Source organism: Streptomyces sp. Root431 (assembly GCF_001426585.1).
GTDB lineage: Bacteria > Actinomycetota > Actinomycetes > Streptomycetales > Streptomycetaceae > Streptomyces > Streptomyces stackebrandtii.
Genome location: NZ_LMEI01000008.1, coordinates 184,719 through 203,093 on the forward strand (window position 1 = coordinate 184,719; position 18,375 = coordinate 203,093).

Annotated in this window: 14 protein-coding genes; 10 read left to right on the top strand and 4 right to left on the bottom strand. The window is 72.4% G+C overall.

The window, feature by feature from the left end:
• Positions 1-9 precede the first annotated feature (9 nt).
• The 4 genes from ASC82_RS11955 to ASC82_RS11970 all read right to left on the bottom strand — a co-directional run bounded on the left by ASC82_RS11955 (position 10) and on the right by ASC82_RS11970 (position 5,510).
• A complete protein-coding gene (locus ASC82_RS11955; RefSeq protein ID WP_056645597.1) occupies positions 10-2,436 on the bottom strand; it encodes a DUF3488 and transglutaminase-like domain-containing protein in 2,427 nt (808 codons plus the stop codon).
• Positions 2,433-3,782 carry a DUF58 domain-containing protein gene (locus ASC82_RS11960; protein ID WP_056645600.1) on the bottom strand — a complete coding sequence of 450 codons (1,350 nt, stop codon included), beginning with the start codon at positions 3,780-3,782 and terminating at the stop codon, positions 2,433-2,435. The genes ASC82_RS11955 and ASC82_RS11960 overlap by 4 nt, the downstream gene beginning before the upstream one ends.
• Positions 3,782-4,801, bottom strand: coding sequence for a MoxR family ATPase (locus tag ASC82_RS11965; RefSeq protein WP_056646356.1), 1,020 nt, complete (start codon positions 4,799-4,801; stop codon positions 3,782-3,784). Before ASC82_RS11965 ends, ASC82_RS11960 begins: the two co-directional genes overlap by 1 nt.
• 145 nt (positions 4,802-4,946) lie before the next feature.
• A complete protein-coding gene (locus ASC82_RS11970; RefSeq protein ID WP_056645603.1) occupies positions 4,947-5,510 on the bottom strand; it encodes a carbonic anhydrase in 564 nt (187 codons plus the stop codon).
• A 357-nt stretch (positions 5,511-5,867) separates the two neighbouring features.
• Here ASC82_RS11970 and rsmH point away from each other — a divergent pair, with 357 nt between their 5' ends.
• The 10 genes from rsmH (at position 5,868) to ASC82_RS12020 (ending at position 18,293) form a co-directional block, all read left to right on the top strand.
• Positions 5,868-6,824, top strand: a complete 957-nt coding sequence (rsmH, locus tag ASC82_RS11975; protein ID WP_079039212.1) for a 16S rRNA (cytosine(1402)-N(4))-methyltransferase RsmH — start codon at positions 5,868-5,870, stop codon at positions 6,822-6,824.
• A complete protein-coding gene (locus tag ASC82_RS11980; RefSeq protein ID WP_056645609.1) occupies positions 6,821-7,342 on the top strand; it encodes a hypothetical protein in 522 nt (173 codons plus the stop codon). Before rsmH ends, ASC82_RS11980 begins: the two co-directional genes overlap by 4 nt.
• Positions 7,343-7,349: 7 nt before the next feature.
• Positions 7,350-9,341 (top strand): penicillin-binding protein 2, encoded by a 1,992-nt coding sequence (locus ASC82_RS11985; RefSeq protein ID WP_056645612.1) that lies wholly within the window; start codon positions 7,350-7,352, stop codon positions 9,339-9,341.
• A 118-nt stretch (positions 9,342-9,459) separates the two neighbouring features.
• A complete protein-coding gene (locus tag ASC82_RS11990) occupies positions 9,460-11,055 on the top strand; it encodes a UDP-N-acetylmuramoyl-L-alanyl-D-glutamate--2,6-diaminopimelate ligase (RefSeq protein WP_056645615.1) in 1,596 nt (531 codons plus the stop codon).
• Positions 11,056-11,059: 4 nt separating this feature from the next.
• Positions 11,060-12,484, top strand: a complete 1,425-nt coding sequence (gene murF / locus ASC82_RS11995) for a UDP-N-acetylmuramoyl-tripeptide--D-alanyl-D-alanine ligase (protein ID WP_056645618.1) — start codon at positions 11,060-11,062, stop codon at positions 12,482-12,484.
• Positions 12,481-13,551 (top strand): phospho-N-acetylmuramoyl-pentapeptide-transferase, encoded by a 1,071-nt coding sequence (gene mraY, locus ASC82_RS12000; RefSeq protein WP_056645622.1) that lies wholly within the window; start codon positions 12,481-12,483, stop codon positions 13,549-13,551. The genes murF and mraY overlap by 4 nt, the downstream gene beginning before the upstream one ends.
• Entirely contained in the window at positions 13,533-14,972 is a 1,440-nt protein-coding gene (murD, locus tag ASC82_RS12005; protein ID WP_056645625.1) for a UDP-N-acetylmuramoyl-L-alanine--D-glutamate ligase, read from the top strand. The genes mraY and murD overlap by 19 nt, the downstream gene beginning before the upstream one ends.
• 55 nt (positions 14,973-15,027) lie before the next feature.
• Positions 15,028-16,368, top strand: coding sequence for a putative lipid II flippase FtsW (gene ftsW, locus ASC82_RS12010; RefSeq protein ID WP_024757247.1), 1,341 nt, complete (start codon positions 15,028-15,030; stop codon positions 16,366-16,368).
• A 6-nt stretch (positions 16,369-16,374) separates the two neighbouring features.
• Entirely contained in the window at positions 16,375-17,469 is a 1,095-nt protein-coding gene (gene murG / locus ASC82_RS12015) for an undecaprenyldiphospho-muramoylpentapeptide beta-N-acetylglucosaminyltransferase (protein WP_024757246.1), read from the top strand.
• Between the two features lie 20 nt (positions 17,470-17,489).
• Positions 17,490-18,293, top strand: coding sequence for an FtsQ-type POTRA domain-containing protein (locus ASC82_RS12020; RefSeq protein ID WP_056645628.1), 804 nt, complete (start codon positions 17,490-17,492; stop codon positions 18,291-18,293).
• Positions 18,294-18,375: the final 82 nt, after the last annotated feature.

An 18,375-nucleotide genomic window follows, 5' to 3' on the forward strand; every position in this document is an offset into this window, starting at 1 on the left:
TCCCGGTCGTCATCCCGCTTCGCGGGGTGTGCGGCGGAAGAGGGACGCCCCCCGGGTGAGCAGCGCGTGCCGTCGCAGCGACCACGCCGTCGCCACGGACGACCAGCGCGCCGAGGCCTCCCAGCGCAGGCGGACCGCCGAGCGCGGGGCGAACCGGGCCCGGAGGCGTGCCGTGCGGTCGGCGCTCGCGTGGAAACCGGCCCTGATCCGGGCGGCCTCCTCGGCGAGACCCGCGGCGGGCACGGGCCGGGGCGCGTACAGAACTTCCTCCACCGCGCGGGCCGTGCGGTGGACCGCGTCCGCCGGTTCGCCCGTCAGCTCACCCAGTCGGACGATTCGCGCCGCCGTCTTCCGCGGCGTCATCGACTCGTCCGGCTCGACCCCGTAGTCCCAGGCCGTGTCGGTGATCTCCTGCCAGACCGCGAGCGTCCGCGCCGCCAGGTCCTCCGGGCCGCGACCGCCGCCGGGACCGAGCCGCCGGGCCCGCACGCGGGTCCGCCAGAGCATCGGGACGAACGGCAGGGCGAGCACCACGAGCGCCCCCAGGGAGATCAGCGCCACCTTCAGCGGATCCACACCGGAACCGTCCGAGAAGTCGCCGCCCACGGCGGTGTCCGGACCGCAGTCACCGAGCCTGCGCATCTGCGGCGTGCAGCTCTCCGAGGCGCTCGGCGCGGCGGACGGCTGGGCGGAAGCGCTCTGCTGGGGCTGCGCGGGACCGGTGGCCTCGCCCGAGGGCTTGTCCTGCCAGGTGTACACCGGGGTGGAGCCCCGCGAGGGCGTCGGCTCGAAGCGCATCCAGCCCGCCCCGTCGAAATACAGCTCGGGCCAGGCGTGCGCGTCCCGGATGCCCACCGAGACGGAGCCGTCCGTCTGGGTCGTGCCCGGCATGAAGCCGACCGCCACCCGCGCGGGGATGCCGAGCGAGCGGGCCATCGCCGCCATGGAGAAGGAGAAGTGGACGCAGAAGCCCTCCTTGTCCTTCAGGAAGCGGGAGATCGCCTGCACCCCGGTGCCGGAGGTCACCTCGACGTCGTAGCGGAAGCCCCCGTCCTTGGCGAACCAGTCCTGGAGCTTCACCGCCCTCTCGTAGTCGTTGCGCGCGCCCTTGGTGACCTCGCGGGCCGCCTCCCGCACGTCGGCGGGGAGGGACGCGGGGACCTTCGTGTACTCGGCGCGCAGCTTCGCCGGGGCCTGCCCGGCCGCGGCCAGCTGCCCGGCCGTGGGCAGCACGTCCAGGCTGGAGACCTGGTAGCGGACGCCGCTGGTGGTCTGCTTGTCGTCGCCGACGAGCATCCGGCCGGCCGGTTCGTAACGCCACTTGCCGTCGATGTCGACCCGCCCGGCCGGGTACGGCATGGGCAGCCACCGCTGCTCGTACGCCTCGGAGGCGACGAAGTTGCTGGTCACCTCGGTGACCTTGACGTCCTGGCCGAGGCCCTCGGGCCACGGCAGCTGCTTCGGCACGTCCTCGATCGGGCGGACCGAGGACTTCCAGGAGGCGCCGTCGAACTGGTCCAGGGCGACGAGCCGCAGGTACAGATTGCTCGTGTCGCGGGCGTTGGTCCGGTAGCGGAGGACCTCCCGATCGTCGGGCTGGCGCAGATTGTCCTGGAGGGAGACCAGCGGGTTCACGGCGGTGATCGTGCCGCCCGGGCCCCTGCCCCCGGTCCCCTCGCCGCTGCCGCCGCCGAACAGACCGCCGGAGAGACCCGGCAGCGCGAGCGGCACCACCATGGCGACGCCCATCGCGACGGCGCCGATCCGGCGGCCGGTGCGGGCCGGGGCGAAGGCGGGACCGCCGCTCGCGACCGTGGAGCCCGGCCGGCCCGAACGCTGGGCGCCGCCGAAGACCCGCCCCCACTGGGAGAGCCGGTCGCGGCCCTCCGCGAGGAGCAGCAGCAGATAGCCGGAGGCCGCGAGGAGGAACCAGAGCCAGCCCGCGCCGCCACCGGAGAGCCCGGCGGCCACCGAGTACAGCGCGAGCAGCGGAAGACCGGCCGGGGCCGCCCTGCGGAAGGTGACCGCGAGGGCGTCCACGAGGAGCCCGATCGCGACGACGCCGCCGACGAGCATCAGCCGGATGCCCTCCGTGTCCGGCGCCGGGATCGCGTACCGGCCGACGTCCTCGGCGCCCGCCCGGAACAGGTCCGCGGAGTGCGTGAGGGCCTCCGGGCCGGGGATCAGCCAGAGGATCGCCTGCTCACGGGCGAAGAACAGGGTCAGCGCGAGCAGGACGGCGGCCACCTGCGCGAGCAGGGTCAGCGGCCGGGCCAGCGGCACCCGGCGGGCCAGCGTGCCCACGCCGCTCACCAGGGCGAGGACGAAGGCCGCCGTGAAGATCCAGGTCGCCGGCTTCACCAGCGGGAGCAGCGCCCCGGCCGCCATCAGGGTGGCGCCCCAGGAGGCGAGGGTCAGCCGTGCGCGGCCGCTCATGACCAACCTCCGTAGGTGTCGGCGCCGGATTCCGCACGGGCTCCTGCCGCCTGCTGCCACAGGTCGGCGAGCCGCGCCCCGGGCGGCACGGCCAGCGCCGTCCAGCCCGCCTCGCGCAGCTGCCGTACGCGCTTCTCGACCGCCCCGCCGACCGCGCCGCCGGTCAGCCAGGTGCCCGAGTCCAGGACGAAGGCGACGGCAGCGCCGGTCCGCCCGCGCATCCGGGCGGCCAGGGCCGCCTGCTCCTCGTCGAGGTCGCCGAGGAAGGCGATGAGCAGTCCTTCGTTCCCGCCGCGCAGCACGTCGGAGGCGCGGGAGAGCCCGGCCCCTTGGGAGTGGTCGACGATCGCGAGGGTGTCCATCATCAGTCCGGCCGTCTCGGCCGAGTCCTGCGCCGAACCGGCGAAGCCGTCGGAGCCGTCGCCGGGCACCGCGCTGCCGGTGTCGGTGAGCAGCCGGACCGCGTAGCCGCGCTCCAGCATGTGCACCAGGGCGGAGGCCGCGCCGGAGACCGCCCACTCGAAGGCCGAGTCGGGACCCGTGCCCTGGAAGGCGACCTGTCGGGTGTCGAGGAGGACGGTGCAGCGGGCCCGCTGCGGCTGCTCCTCGCGCCGGACCATCAGCTCGCCGTAGCGGGCGGTGGAGCGCCAGTGCACCCGGCGCAGGTCGTCGCCGTGCCGGTAGGTGCGGGGGATGACGTCGTCGTCGCCCGCGAGCGCGAGGGAGCGCTGATGCCCGTCGCCGTACCCCGCGGCCTCGCCGGCGAGCTTCACCGCGGGCAGCGCCTCCGTGCGCGGGATGACGGTGAGCGTGTCGTACGCGCTGAAGGAGCGGGTCAGCTCGCACATCCCGAAGGGGTCGTTGAGCCGGAGCTGGAGCGGGCCGAGCGGGAAGCGTCCGCGCAGGTCGGAGCGGACCCGGTAGGACACCTCGCGCCGGCCGCCCGCCTCGACCCGGTCGAGGACGAAGCGCGGGCGGGGTCCCAGCATGTACGGCACGTGGTCCTGGAGCATGAGCAGCCCGGTGGGGAGCTTGGAGACGTTCTCCATCCGGAGCTGGACCCGGGCCTCGGAGCCCGCCTCCACCCGCTGCGGGGTGAGGCGGCGGGAGGCGGCGACCCGGTAGCGCGTGCGGTGCAGCACGAGGACGCAGATCAGCGGCAGGGCGGCGAGGAGCAGCCCGACGCGCAGCAGATCCGCCTGGCCGAGGACGTACGCGCAGACGGCGGCGGCCACCCCGGCGGCGAGGAAGGACCGGCCGCGGGTGGTGAGACCGCCGAAGGCGGCCCGCAGCCCGCCCCGGTCGTCGTCGCCCCGCTGCCCGTCCCGTACGGCAGCGGCTCCCATCACAGCCGCCGGGCGCCGGGCTGCTGCTGGCCGTAGAGCGGGCCGGCGGGCGGGGCCGCGGCCGGGACGGGGGTGCGCTGGAGGATGTCCTGGACGACCTGCTCGGCGGTGCGCCGGTTCAGCTGGGCCTGCGCCGTCGGCAGCAGCCGGTGGGCGAGGACGGGCACGGCGAGGGCCTGGAGGTCGTCCGGCAGGACGTACTCGCGGCCGCTGAGCGCCGCGGAGGCCTTGGCGGCCCGCAGCAGGTGGAGCGTGGCCCGGGGGGAGGCGCCGAGCCGCAGGTCGGCGTGGGTGCGGGTGGCGGCGACGATGTCGACCGCGTACCGGCGGACGGCGTCGGCGACGTGGACCGCGCGGACCGCCTCGATCAGCTTCATGACGTCGTGGGCGTGGGCGACCGGCTGGAGGTCGTCCAGCGGGGAGACCGAGCCGTGCACGTCGAGCATCTCGAGCTCGGCCTCGGCGCTCGGGTAGCCGATGGAGACCTTGGCCATGAAGCGGTCGCGCTGGGCCTCGGGCAGCGGGTAGGTGCCCTCCATCTCGACCGGGTTCTGCGTCGCCACGACCATGAACGGGCTGGGCAGCTCGTACGTCTGGCCGTCGACGGTGACCTGGCGCTCCTCCATGGACTCCAGGAGCGCGGACTGGGTCTTCGGCGACGCGCGGTTGATCTCGTCGCCGATCACGATCTGGGCGAAGATCGCGCCCGGCTTGAACTCGAACTCCCGACGCTGCTGGTCGAAGATCGACACGCCTGTGACGTCCGAGGGCAGCAGGTCGGGGGTGAACTGGATGCGGCGCACCGAGCAGTCGATGGACCGCGCCAGCGTCTTGGCGAGCATGGTCTTGCCGACGCCGGGGACATCCTCGATGAGGAGGTGTCCCTCGGCGAGCAGCACGGTCAGAGAAAGCCGTACGACCTCGGGCTTGCCCTCGATCACACTCTCCACCGACCTGCGGACTCGCTCCGCGGTCGTGGTCAGATCAGTGAGGCTCGCTCGATCGTCATAGGTCGTCACCCGGCCCTCCTCGGCCTTCCGGAACAGGGACACCTGCCCCCGGGAAAATGTTTCGGGGGGTGTCACCCGGACATTCTTGTTGCCGGGGCCGTGTCGTGTCACTCGCCTGTGGACAAGTGCGGGGGAGATGCCGGGGTTTGACCCGTTACGCCGGGTCGATCGGGGCGGACTCCGCCGGGTCGATCTCGCGCAGCAGACCGCTCGTGACGTCGAAGACGAAGCCCCGTACGTCGTCGGAGTGCAACAGGAACGGGGAGGTCCGCACCCTCTGCATCGACTGCCGGACGTCCTGGTCCACGTCACGGAAGGCCTCGACGGCCCAGGCCGGCCGCTGCCCGACCTCGTCCTCCAGCTCGTGCCGGAAGTCCTCGGTGAGCGATTCGAGGCCGCAGTTCGTGTGGTGGACCAGCATGACGCTGCGCGTGCCGAGGGCACGCTGGCTGATCGTGAGGGACCGGATCACGTCGTCGGTGACGACACCGCCCGCGTTGCGGATGGTGTGACAGTCGCCGAGTTCGAGACCCAGGGCTGCGTGCAGGTCGAGACGGGCGTCCATACAGGCGACGACGGCGACGCGCAGCACGGGCCGCGCGTCCATTCCGGGGTCGGTGAAGTCAGCGGCGTAGCGCTCGTTCGCCTCGACGAGACGGTCGGTGACCGTGCCGGCGATGCGTATGGCGTCGGCAGAGGGGTGCGCGGATGTCGACATGGTTCCGACGTTAACGGGCACAAGGCCTCCGGGCCTGCTGTGAGAGCGGACAAAGAACGTCAATGAGCCTTGTTGTGAGCTAACCCACAGGTGTCGGAAGCCTGGCCCCGAACGAGTGACCCGTCCGGAATGTCGCACGGGTCCGCCGGCTCCGTGCGACGCGCCAGCCGGTTGATTGACCGGCGGGTCCCGTGGACTAAAGTGACGCGAAGTTCACGGAGACATCGAGCGATTTCCGCGGTTTCTCCCCCGTGTGTGCGGCGGTACCTACGACGCGGCCCGCTCCGCTCGCGCGGCGGCCGGTGCGGGGCGGGAGCCCGGCGGTACGTACCACCGCGCCGGATCTGAGAGGGCGCATTGAGCAACGACCGACACGTCCCGGTGATGCTCCAGCGGTGCCTGGACATGTTGGCCCCCGCACTGGAGCGCCCCGGCGCGGTCGTCGTCGACTGCACCCTGGGCCTCGGCGGCCACAGCGAGGCCCTCCTCCAGCGCTTCCCCGAGGTGCGGCTCGTCGCCCTCGACCGGGACAAGGAGGCCCTGCGCCTCTCCGGCGAGCGCCTCGCCCCCTTCGGCGAGCGCGCCACCCTCGTCCACGCCGTCTACGACGAGCTGCCCGAGGTCCTCGACCGGCTCGGCATCCCCAAGGTGGACGGCGTCCTCTTCGACCTGGGCGTCTCCTCCATGCAGTTGGACGAGGCCGACCGCGGCTTCGCCTACGCGCAGGACGCCCCGCTCGACATGCGCATGGACCAGACGACCGGCATCAGCGCCGCCGAGGTCCTCAACACCTACGCGCCCGGCGAGCTGGTCCGCATCCTGCGCGCGTACGGCGAGGAGAAGCAGGCCAAGCGGATCGTCTCCGCGATCGTGCGCGAGCGCGACAAGGAGCCCTTCACCAACAGCGCCCGGCTCGTCGAACTCATCCGCGACGCCCTGCCCCAGGCGGCCAAGCGCACCGGCGGCAACCCGGCCAAGCGGACCTTCCAGGCCCTGCGCATCGAGGTCAACCGAGAGCTCGACAGCGTCGAGAAGGCGATCCCGGCGGCCGTGAAGGCCCTCGCCGTCGGCGGCCGGGTCGCCGTCCTGTCCTACCAGTCGCTGGAGGACCGCATCGTCAAGCAGGTCTTCGCGGCCGGCGCCGCGACCACCGCGCCGCCCGGACTCCCGGTGGTCCCGGAGAAGTACCAGCCGCGCCTCCAGCTGCTCACCCGGGGCGCCGAGCTGCCCACCGAGGAAGAGGTCGCCGAGAACCGGCGCGCCGCGCCCGCCCGGCTCCGCGGCGCGCAGCGCATCCGGGAGGACGTGCTGTGAGCACGGCGAAGGGGCCCCTCAAAGGGCGGGCCGCGCGGCTCGGACGGCTCATGCCGTCGGGGCCCAGCTCGGCCGCCCGTACCCCCTTCGTCCTGCTCGTCTTCGTGCTCCTCGGCGGCGGGCTCATCGCCCTGCTCCTGCTGAACTCGGCCCTCAACCAGGGCTCCTTCAAGCTGCGCGAGCTCAAGGACAGGACCACCGAGCTCACCGACGAGGAGCAGGCGCTCCAGCGGGACGTGGACGACTACGCGGCCCCCGACGCCCTGGAGCGGCGGGCCCGCGAGCTCGGCATGGTCCCCGGCGGCAGCCCCGCCTTCCTCGGGCCCGACGGCAAGGTGCTCGGAGATCCCTCGGTGGCGGTCGCCCCGAAGCCGGACCCGACCCCGACGCCCACCCCGAGCGCCAAGGCCCCGCAGACGACCCCGCCGAACACCGGCACCGGCCAGGTCCGGACGGCGCCCCCGGCCGCGCCCCCGGTGTCCGCGCCCGCAACCGCCCCCACGACCTCCGGCAGGTGACCGAGCAGTGCCCTCCAAGGAGCCCCCCCGCCGCCGCGTCCCCGGGCCCGCCCGGCCCACCCGCCCCCGGCCCGCCTCCGCCGGAGCCCGCCCGTCCCGGCCCGCCTCGCGCCCCGCACCGCGCCCCGCCGCGAAGCGCCCCGGCCCCCGGCCCCCGGCCCGCCGGCCCCGCACCATCCGGCTCGGCAGCCCCCGGCCCCGGCTCCGGCTGATCTCCCTCGGCCTGACCCTCGTCATGCTCGTCTTCGTCGTCCGGCTGCTCCAGGTCCAGGCCGTCGACGCCAGCGCGTACGCCGCCAAGGCCGACAGGTACCGCTTCCAGGACCACACGCTCTCCGCCGAGCGGGGCGAGATCACCGACCGCAACGGCATCGCGCTCGCCGCCTCCGTCGACGCGTACGACATCACCGCCGACCCCAAGCTCTTCACGCCCGAGGAGTCCAAGCTCCCCGACGCGCCCGAGCAGGCCGCGGCCCTCCTCGCCCCGATCCTGGACAAGGACCCCGCCGAGCTCGCGAAGAAGCTCCGTACCCCCAAGTCCCGCTACACCCTGCTCGCGCGCAAGCAGACCCCCCAGGTGTGGAACCAGATCAAGGACCTCAAGAAGGTCTACGGGGAGAAGTCCCGCGCCACCGGCGGCACCGGCGTGAACCTGCTCGGCGGCGTCCTCAGCGAGCCCAGCACCAAGCGCGTCTACCCGAACGGCGAGCTCGCCGCCGGGATACTGGGCTACGTCAACGCCGAGGGCAAGGGAGCCGGCGGCGTGGAGTCCATGCTCGACCCGGAGCTCGCCGGCAAGGACGGCAAGATCCGCTTCACCGAGTCCGGCGGCCGCCAGGTGCCCACCGCGGGCTCCCAGGGCACCCCCGCCGTCCCCGGCTCCGACATCGAGCTCACCATCGACCGGGACATCCAGTGGGCCGCCCAGCAGGCCATCACCGAGCAGGTGAAGAAGTCCAAGGCCGACCGCGGGTACGTCGTCGTGCAGGACACGAGGACCGGCGAGGTCCTCGCCATGGCCAACGCCCCCGGCTTCGACCCCAACGACCTCTCCGCCGCCAACGCCGCCTCCATGGGCAACGCCGCCCTCCAGGACGCCTACGAGCCCGGCTCGACCAGCAAGGTCATGTCCATGGCCGCCGTCCTGGAGGAGGGCAAGGCGACCCCCGGGACCCACGTCACCGTCCCCAACCGGCTCCACCGCGGCGACCGGCTCTTCAAGGACGACGTCGACCACAAGACCTGGTACCTGACCCTCAACGGCGTCCTCGCCAAGTCCAGCAACATCGGCACGATCCTCGCCACCGGCCAGCTCGGCGACACCCAGGCGGAGTCCAACCGGGTGCTCCACTCCTACCTGCGCAAGTTCGGTATCGGCAGCCCCACCGGCCTCGACTTCCCGGGGGAGACCCCGGGCATCCTCGCCAAGCCCGAGGACTGGTCCACCTCGCAGCAGTACACGATCCCCTTCGGCCAGGGCCTCTCCGTCAGCGCCATGCAGGCCGCCTCGGTCTACTCGACCATCGCCAACGGAGGCGTACGCGTCGAACCGACGCTCGTCCGCGGCACCAAGGGGCCCGACGGCCGCTTCAGCCCGGCCCCCGCCCCCCAGGAGAGCCGGGTCGTCAGCGAGAAGACCGCCGACACCCTCGCCAAGATGCTGGAGTCCGTCGTCGACGACCGGGAGGGCACCGGCAACCGGGCCGCCATCCCCGGCTACCGCGTCGCCGGCAAGACCGGCACCGCCAACCGGGTCGACCCCGAACTGGGCCGCTACAAGGGCTACACCGCCTCCTTCGCCGGGTTTGCCCCCGCCGACAACCCCCAGGTCACCGTCTACTGCGCCATCCAGAACCCCACCAAGGGCAGCTACTTCGGCGGCCAGATCTGCGGACCCATCTACAAGAAGGTCATGGAGTTCGCCCTCAAGACCCTGCACACGGCCCCCACGGGCAGCGAACCCGCCCGCCTGCCGGTCACCTTCGAACCCACCCCGTGACAGTCCGGGAGCACCAGTGACAACGATCACCAACCATTCCGGGAACCGGAAATCGAACTCCGGCGACGCCCCGGGCGATTTTGGCCCCGCACAGGGTGCGCCCGGTACGCTCACCGCCGTGCCACACGCTGATCAGTACCGAACCACCCCGCCCCGGCCGGAGCAGGCCCGCCCGACACCCCTGGGCGACCTGGCCGCACAGCTGGGCGTCGACACCCCCGGCGCCGGCCCCGTCGACATCACGGGCATCACGCACGACTCCCGGGCCGTACGCCCCGGGGACGTGTACGCCGCCCTGCCCGGCGCCCGCGCGCACGGCGCCGACTTCGTCGCCCAGGCCGCCGGACTGGGAGCGGCCGCGGTCCTCACCGACCCGGCGGGCGCCGAGCGCGCCGCCGCGACCGGCCTGCCGGTCCTCGTCGTCGAGAACCCGCGCGGCCGGATGGGCGAGCTCGCCGCCGAGATCTACGGACGGCCCGGCGCCGACCTCCTCCAGATCGGCATCACCGGCACCTCCGGCAAGACCACCACGGCCTACCTGGTCGAGGGCGGCCTGCGCGGCGCCGGGCGGAGCACCGGCCTCGTCGGCACCGTCGAGATGCGCATCGGCGACGAGCGCATCAAGTCGGAGCGCACGACCCCCGAGGCCACCGACCTCCAGGCGCTCTTCGCCGTCATGCGCGAGCGGGGCGTCGAAGCGGTCGCCATGGAGGTGTCCAGCCACGCCCTCGTGCTCGGCCGGGTCGACGGCTGCGTCTTCGACGTCGCCGTCTTCAACAACCTCAGCCCGGAGCACATGGAGTTCCACTCCGACATGGAGGACTACTTCCGGGCCAAGGCCGCGCTCTTCACGCCCGAGCGCAGCAGGCTCGGCGTGGTGAACGCGGACGACGCGTACGGCCGCAGGCTCGCGAAGGAGGCGACCGTCCCGGTCGTCACCTTCTCCGCCGAGGGCCGCGCGGACGCCGACTGGCGCGCGGAGGACCTCGTCCTCGGCTCCCACGACTCGACGTTCACCGCCGTCGGCCCGCAGGGCGAGCGGATCTCCGCCACCGCCCCGCTGCCCGGCCCGTTCAACGTCGCCAACACCCTCGCCGCGATCGCCACCCTGGCCGCCGCCGGTCTGGAGGCGAAGAGCGCCGCCGACGGCATCGCCGCCGTCCCCGGCGTCCCCGGCCGCCTGGAGCGGGTCGAGGCCGGCCAGCCGTACCTCGCGGTCGTCGACTACGCCCACAAGACGGACGCCGTCGAATCGGTCCTGCGCTCCCTGCGCGAGGTCACCGAGGGCCGGCTGCACGTGGTCATCGGCTGCGGCGGCGACCGGGACACCACCAAGCGCGGCCCGATGGGCGCCGCCACGGCCAGGCTCGCCGACACCGCCGTCCTGACCTCCGACAACCCCCGCTCCGAGGATCCGCTCGTGATCCTCTCCGCCATGCTCGCGGGCGCCGCGGAGGTCCCCGCGCAGGAGCGCGGCGAGGTCCTCGTCCTCGCCGACCGCGCCGCCGCCATCGCCGCGGCCGTGGCCCGCGCGCAGCCGGGCGACACCGTCCTGGTCGCGGGCAAGGGCCACGAGCAGGGCCAGGAGATCGCCGGGGTCGTACGGCCCTTCGACGACCGCCAGGTCCTGCGCGCCGCGATCCTCGAACAGAACGCCCTGGCCGCCCCAGGGGGCGCCAAGGACACAGACAGCCACCAGAACAGTCAGGGATGAAGCAGTGATCGCCCTCTCCCTCGCCGAGATCGCCGAAATCGTCGGCGGGCAGCCGCACGACATACCGGATCAGGCCGCCCGGGTCGCCGGGCCCGTCGTCATCGACTCCCGCGAGGTGCGGCCCGGCAGCCTCTTCGTCGCCTTCGCCGGTGAGCACGTCGACGGCCACGACTACGCGGAGCGCGCCGTCGAGGCGGGCGCGGCGGCCGTGCTCGCCGCCCGTCCCGTCGGCGTCCCCGCGATCGTCGTGGAGGACGTGCAGGCCGCGCTGGGGGCCCTCGCCCGCGCGGTCGTCGAGCGGCTCGGCACCGATGTCGTCGCCCTCACCGGCTCCGCCGGCAAGACCTCCACGAAGGACCTGATCGCCCAGGTCCTCGACCGGCACGCGCCCACCGTGTGGACGCCGGGCTCCCTCAACAACGAGATCGGCCTGCCGCTCACCGCGCTCCGCGCGAGCGACGAGACCCGGCACCTGGTCCTGGAGATGGGCGCCCGCGGCATCGGGCACATCCGGTACCTCACCGGCCTCACCCCGCCCCGCATCGGCCTCGTCCTCAACGTGGGCACCGCCCACATCGGCGAGTTCGGCGGCCGGGAGCAGATCGCCGAGGCCAAGGGCGAGCTCGTCGAGGCCCTGCCGTCCGCCGAGGAGGGCGGGGTCGCGGTCCTCAACGCCGACGACCCGCTCGTCCGCGCGATGGAGAGCCGCACCAAGGCCCGCGTGATCCTCTTCGGCGAAGCGGACGAAGCGGCCGTACGGGCCGAGAACGTCCTCCTCACAGAGAACGGACAGCCTTCTTTCAGGCTTCACACACCCACCGGGTGCAGCGACGTGACCTTGCGCCTGTACGGTGAGCACCACGTGTCGAACGCGCTCGCCGCGGCCGCCGTCGCGCACGAGCTGGGCATGCCTGTCGAAGAGATCGCCACCGCGCTCTCCGAAGCCGGCACCCTGTCGCGCTGGCGCATGGAGGTCACCGAGCGTCCGGACGGCGTGACGATCGTCAACGACGCCTACAACGCGAACCCCGAGTCCATGCGAGCCGCCCTGCGCGCGCTCGCGTCCATGGGCCGGGCCGCACAGGCCCGAGGGGCTCGTACGTGGGCGGTGCTCGGCAAGATGGCCGAGCTCGGTGACGCATCGCTCGTCGAGCACGACGCGGTCGGACGGCTCGCCGTCCGGCTCAACGTCAGCAAGCTCGTCGCGGTCGGGGACAGGGAAGCGTCCTGGCTGCAACTGGGCGCATATAACGAGGGTTCGTGGGGTGAGGAGTCGGTGCACGTGTCCGACGCGCAGGCGGCTGTCGACCTGTTGCGCAGTGAGCTGCGCCCGGGGGATGTCGTCCTTGTGAAGGCTTCCAGGTCGGTCGGTCTCGAACGGGTCGCGCTGGCCCTCCTCGACACCGAGGGTGAGGTCGCCGGACGATGAGGCAGATCCTCTTCGCGGGGGCCATCGGGCTCTTCCTGACCCTGATCGGCACCCCGCTGCTGATCAAGCTGCTCGCCCGCAAGGGATACGGGCAGTTCATCCGCGACGACGGCCCGCGCGGCCACGCCGGGAAGAAGGGCACGCCCACCATGGGCGGCATCTCCTTCATCCTGGCCACGCTCATCGCGTACGCCCTGGCCAAGGTCATCACCGGTGAGGACCCGACGTACTCGGGCGTCCTGGTGCTGTTCCTCATGGCCGGCATGGGCCTCGTCGGCTTCCTCGACGACTACATCAAGATCGTCAAGCAGCGTTCGCTGGGCCTGCGGGCCAAGGCGAAGATGGCCGGCCAGCTGATCGTCGGCATCGCCTTCGCCGTGCTGTCGCTCCAGTTCGCGGACCTGCGCGGGCTCACGCCCGCCTCCGAGAAGCTCTCCTTCATCACGGACTTCGGCTGGTCCATCGGCCCGGTCCTGTTCGTGATCTGGGCGCTCTTCATGATCCTGGCCATGTCCAACGGCGTGAACCTGACGGACGGTCTGGACGGTCTGGCCACCGGCGCCTCGGTGATGGTCTTCGGCGCGTACACCTTCATCGGGCTCTGGCAGTTCCAGGAGTCCTGTGCGAACGCGGTGACGCTGACCAACCCCAACGCCTGCTTCGAGGTGCGCGACCCGCTCGACCTCGCGGTCGTCGCCTCCGCGCTGATGGGCGCCTGCTTCGGCTTCCTGTGGTGGAACACCTCGCCCGCCAAGATCTTCATGGGCGACACCGGCTCGCTGGCCCTCGGCGGCGCGCTGGCCGGTCTCGCCATCTGCTCCCGTACGGAGCTCCTGCTGGCTCTGCTCGGCGGCCTGTTCGTGCTGATCACGATGTCCGTGGTCATCCAGGTCGGCTCGTTCAAGATGACCGGCAAGCGCGTCTTCCGGATGGCCCCGCTCCAGCACCACTTCGAACTCAAGGGGTGGTCGGAGGTCCTGGTCGTCGTCCGGTTCTGGATCATCCAGGGCATGTGCGTGATCGTGGGCCTGGGCCTCTTCTACGCGGGATGGGCAGCAGAGAAGTGACGGAACAGCTCGACTGGAACGGCAAGAAGGTCACCGTCGCGGGACTCGGGGTGTCCGGCATTCCGGCCGCCCGCGTCCTGCACGGCCTGGGCGCGGTCGTGACCGTCGTCAACGACGGCGACGACGAGCGCTCCCGGGCGCAGGCCGCCGACCTGGAGGCGGAGGGCATCACCGTCCGCCTCGGCGACGGGGCCACCCTGCCGACCGGCACCGAGCTGATCGTGACCACCCCCGGCTGGCGGCCCGACAAGCCGCTCTTCGCGGCCGCCGCCGAGGCGGGCGTCGAGGTCTGGGGCGACGTCGAGCTGGCCTGGCGCCTCCGCGGGCCGGGCGCCGCTCCGTGGCTCGCGGTCACCGGCACCAACGGCAAGACCACGACCGTGCGGATGCTCGCCTCGATCCTGGAGGCGGCCGGTCTGCGGACCGCCGCCGTCGGCAACATCGGGGTCTCGCTCCTCGACGCCGTCCTCGGCGACGAGCCGTACGACGTGCTCGCCGTCGAGCTCTCCAGCTACCAGCTCCACTGGGCGCCGTCCGTCCGCGTCCACTCGGCCGCCGTGCTCAACCTGGCGCCCGACCACCTCGACTGGCACGGCTCGATGGAGGCGTACGCCGCCGACAAGGGCCGGATCTACGAGGGCAACCAGGTCGCCTGCGTCTACAACGTCGCCGACAAGGCGACCGAGGACCTGGTCGTCGAGGCCGACGTCGAGGAGGGCTGCCGCGCCATCGGCTTCACGCTCGGCACCCCCGGCCCGTCCGAACTGGGCGTCGTCGAGGGCATCCTCGTCGACCGCGCCTTCGTCGAGAACCGGCAGAAGAACGCGCAGGAGCTGGCCGAGGTCGACGACGTCCAGCCGCCGGCCCCGCACAACATCGCCAACGCCCTCGCCGCCGCCGCCCTCGCCCGCGCCTTCGGCGTCGACGCGAAGGCCGTACGCGACGGGCTCAAGGCCTTCCGGCCGGACCCGCACCGCATCGAACTGGTCGAGGAGATCGAGGGCGTCACGTACGTCGACGACTCCAAGGCCACCAACACCCACGCCGCGGAAGCCTCGTTGGCGGCCTACGACCCGATCGTCTGGATCGCCGGCGGCCTCGCCAAGGGCGCGACCTTCGACGAGCTCGTCCAGAAGTCGGCGAAGCGCTTGCGCGGGGCCGTCCTGATCGGCGCCGACCGCGCGCTGATCCGCGAAGCCCTGGCGCGACACGCCCCGGAAGTCCCGGTGGTGGACCTCGACCGGACCGACACTGGGGCGATGTCCGAGGCGGTCCGGGAGGCGGCCCGGCTGGCCCGCCCGGGGGACACGGTGCTCCTCGCCCCGGCCTGCGCCTCGATGGACATGTTCACCAACTACAACAAGCGGGGCGAGGCCTTCGCGGACGCGGTCCGCTCCCTCGCCACCACCGGGGACGCCTGACCTGACCAGTGGGAGGGTCCGGCCGGACCGGGCACGACTGGAGGGGGCAGCGACCATGCCGAGCAAGATCGCCGGGACACGCCGGCCTTCCGCCGTACGCGGCGGAGGGCGGGCCCCAGCGACCCCGCGGCGGCCTCGCGGCGGGGGCGTACGGCGGCTGTACGAGCGGGCGCTGAAGGCCTGGGACAGACCCCTCACCGCGTACTACGTGATCATCGGCGCCGCCCTGCTCATCACCATGCTCGGCCTGGTGATGGTCTTCTCCGCCTCGATGATCACGGCGCTCCGCTACGACCTCGTGCCCTCCTACTTCTTCCGGAAGCAGTTCTTCGCCGCACTCCTCGGCACCGGGCTGCTCCTGGCCGCCTCGCGCATGCCGGTGAAGCTGCACCGGGCGCTCGCCTACCCGATCCTGGTCGGCGCCGTCTTCCTGATGGTGCTCGTGCAGATCCCCGGGATAGGGCACTCGGTCAACGGCAACCAGAACTGGATCTCCCTCGGCGGCCCCTTCCAGCTCCAGCCCAGCGAGTTCGGCAAGCTGGCGCTGATCCTGTGGGGGGCCGACCTGCTCGCGCGCAAGCAGGACATGCGGCTGCTGTCCCAGTGGAAGCACATGCTCGTGCCGCTGGTCCCCGTCGCCTTCATGCTGCTCGGACTGATCATGCTCGGCGGCGACATGGGCACCTCGATCATCCTCGCCGCGATCCTCTTCGGTCTCCTGTGGACGGCCGGAGCGCCCACCCGGCTCTTCGTCGGAGTGCTCTCCGTCGCCGGCGCGATCGGCGTGCTGCTGATCAAGACGAGTGACAACCGGATGAAGCGCTTCGACTGCATCGGCGCGACCGACCCCGGTGGCGAGGGAGCCCCGTGCCTCCAGGCCGCGCACGGAATCTATGCTCTGGCCTCGGGCGGATGGTTCGGTTCCGGACTGGGTGCCAGTGTGGAGAAATGGGGTCAACTCCCCGAAGCGCACACCGACTTCATCTTCGCGGTCACCGGTGAGGAACTGGGCCTCGCGGGGACGCTGTCGGTACTCGCCCTGTTCGCGGCTCTAGGCTATGCGGGTATCCGCGTGGCCGGACGCACGGAGGACCCCTTCGTGAGGTACGCCGCGGGAGGCGTGACCACCTGGATCACGGCGCAGGCCGTGATCAACATCGGTGCGGTGCTCGGCTTGCTGCCGATCGCCGGAGTCCCGCTCCCGCTGTTCTCGTACGGGGGGTCGGCCCTGCTGCCGACCATGTTCGCCGTCGGGCTCCTCATCGCCTTCGCGCGACAGGAACCCGCCGCGAAAGCGGCCCTGGCCATGCGCCGCCCCGGCTGGGGCAAGCGGGCCGGGGTGAGATGGAAGTCGATGCGACGGCGCGTCAAGAAGCGCCCGTCCGGAGAGCGGTGAATTTCGGTGCATGTCGTACTCGCCGGCGGGGGGACCGCCGGCCACATCGAGCCGGCGCTGGCCCTCGCGGACGCCCTGCGCAGGCAGGACCCCAGCGTGGGGATCACAGCGCTGGGCACGGAAAAGGGTCTGGAGACCCGGCTCGTGCCCGAGCGGGGCTACGAGTTGGCGCTCATCCCCGCCGTACCGCTGCCCCGTAAGCCCACCCCCGAGCTGATCACCGTCCCCGGGCGGCTCCGCGGCACCATCAAGGCCGCCGAGCAGATCCTGGAGCGCACGAAGGCGGACTGCGTGGTCGGCTTCGGCGGCTACGTGGCGCTGCCCGGCTATCTCGCGGCCAAGCGGCTCGGGGTGCCGATCGTGGTCCACGAGGCCAACGCCCGGCCCGGCCTCGCCAACAAGATCGGCTCGCGGTACGCGGCCGGGGTGGCCGTCGCCACCCCGGACAGCAAGCTCCGCAACGCCCGCTACATCGGCATCCCGCTGCGGCACACCATCGCGACCCTCGACCGGGCGCGGGTGCGCCCCGAGGCGCGCGCCGCCTTCGGGCTCGACCCGAACCTGCCGACGCTGCTCGTCTCGGGCGGCTCGCAGGGCGCCCGGCGGCTCAACGAGGTCGTCCAGCAGATCGCTCCGGTGCTCCAGCGCTCGGGCATCCAGATCCTGCACGCGGTGGGCCCGAAGAACGAAATGCCGCGCGTCGACAACATGCCCGGTATGCCGCCGTACGTGCCGGTACCGTACGTGGACCGGATGGATCTCGCGTACGCCGCGGCCGACATGATGCTCTGCCGCGCGGGCGCGATGACCGTCGCCGAGCTCTCCGCCGTCGGGCTGCCGGCCGCGTACGTCCCGCTGCCCATCGGCAACGGCGAACAGCGGCTCAACGCCCAGCCGGTGGTCAAGGCCGGCGGTGGACTCCTCGTCGACGACGCGGAGCTGACGCCGCAGTGGGTGCAGGGCAACGTCCTGCCCGTACTGGCCGATCCGCACCGTTTGTACGAGATGTCTCGCGCCGCCGCCGAGTTCGGCCGCCGGGACGCCGACGACCTGCTCGTCGGCATGGTGTACGAGGCGATCGCCGCCCGCCGACAGGCGTAGCGGCGGCGAAAGGCGGAAGCGTGGCAGCCGGATCGACGACCGCCGAGAAGAGCGGCGCGAAGAAGCCGAAGGGGTCGTCGGAGCGGCCGTCCCGCACGGGCGCCCGGAATCAGCGATTCCGGGTGCCCGCGCCCCGCGTGCTCCTCGTCGCGCTCGGCGTCGTCGCCCTCACGGCCGGCGTGATCTGGGCGCTCTACGGATCGTCCTGGTTCCGTGTGGAACGTGTGAAGACTTCCGGTACGGGGGTTCTGACCCCCCGTGAGGTCGAGAGGGTCGCCGCCGTCCCGACGGGGGCGCCGCTCGTCTCCGTCGACACCGAGGCGATCGAGGCGCGGCTCCGGAAGGAGCTCCCGCGCATCGAATCCGTCGACGTCGTACGGTCCTGGCCGCACGGAATCGGTCTGAAAGTGACGGAACGGAAGCCCGTACTCCTGCTGGAAAAGGGCACGAAGTTCATCGAAGTGGACGCGACCGGCGTCCGGTTCGCCACCGTCGACACCGCCCCCCGTGGCATCCCCCGGCTCGTCCTCGACGTCGCCTCCTCGCCCAGCCTGCGCCGCTTCGACGCGGACCGGCTGCTGGGCGAGGCGGTCCGCGTCCGGGGTGAACTCCCGGAGGAAATCGCCCGGAACACTCGTGTCGTCCGCGTCACCTCGTACGACTCCGTCACTCTGGAACTGACCAAGGGGCGCACCGTCTTCTGGGGAAGCGCGGAACACGGCCCGGTGAAATCCCGGGTGCTGACCGCTCTGATGAAGGCGTCGCCCAAAGCGGGGCACTTCGATGTAAGTGCCCCCACGGCGCCCGCGTCGTCCGGGAGTTGACGGACATCGGCGCTGGCCAGCACCCTGGTTGGCCAGCGCTCCGGGTGATCACATAGGGTGAAAAGAAAAACGGGAGGTTCGG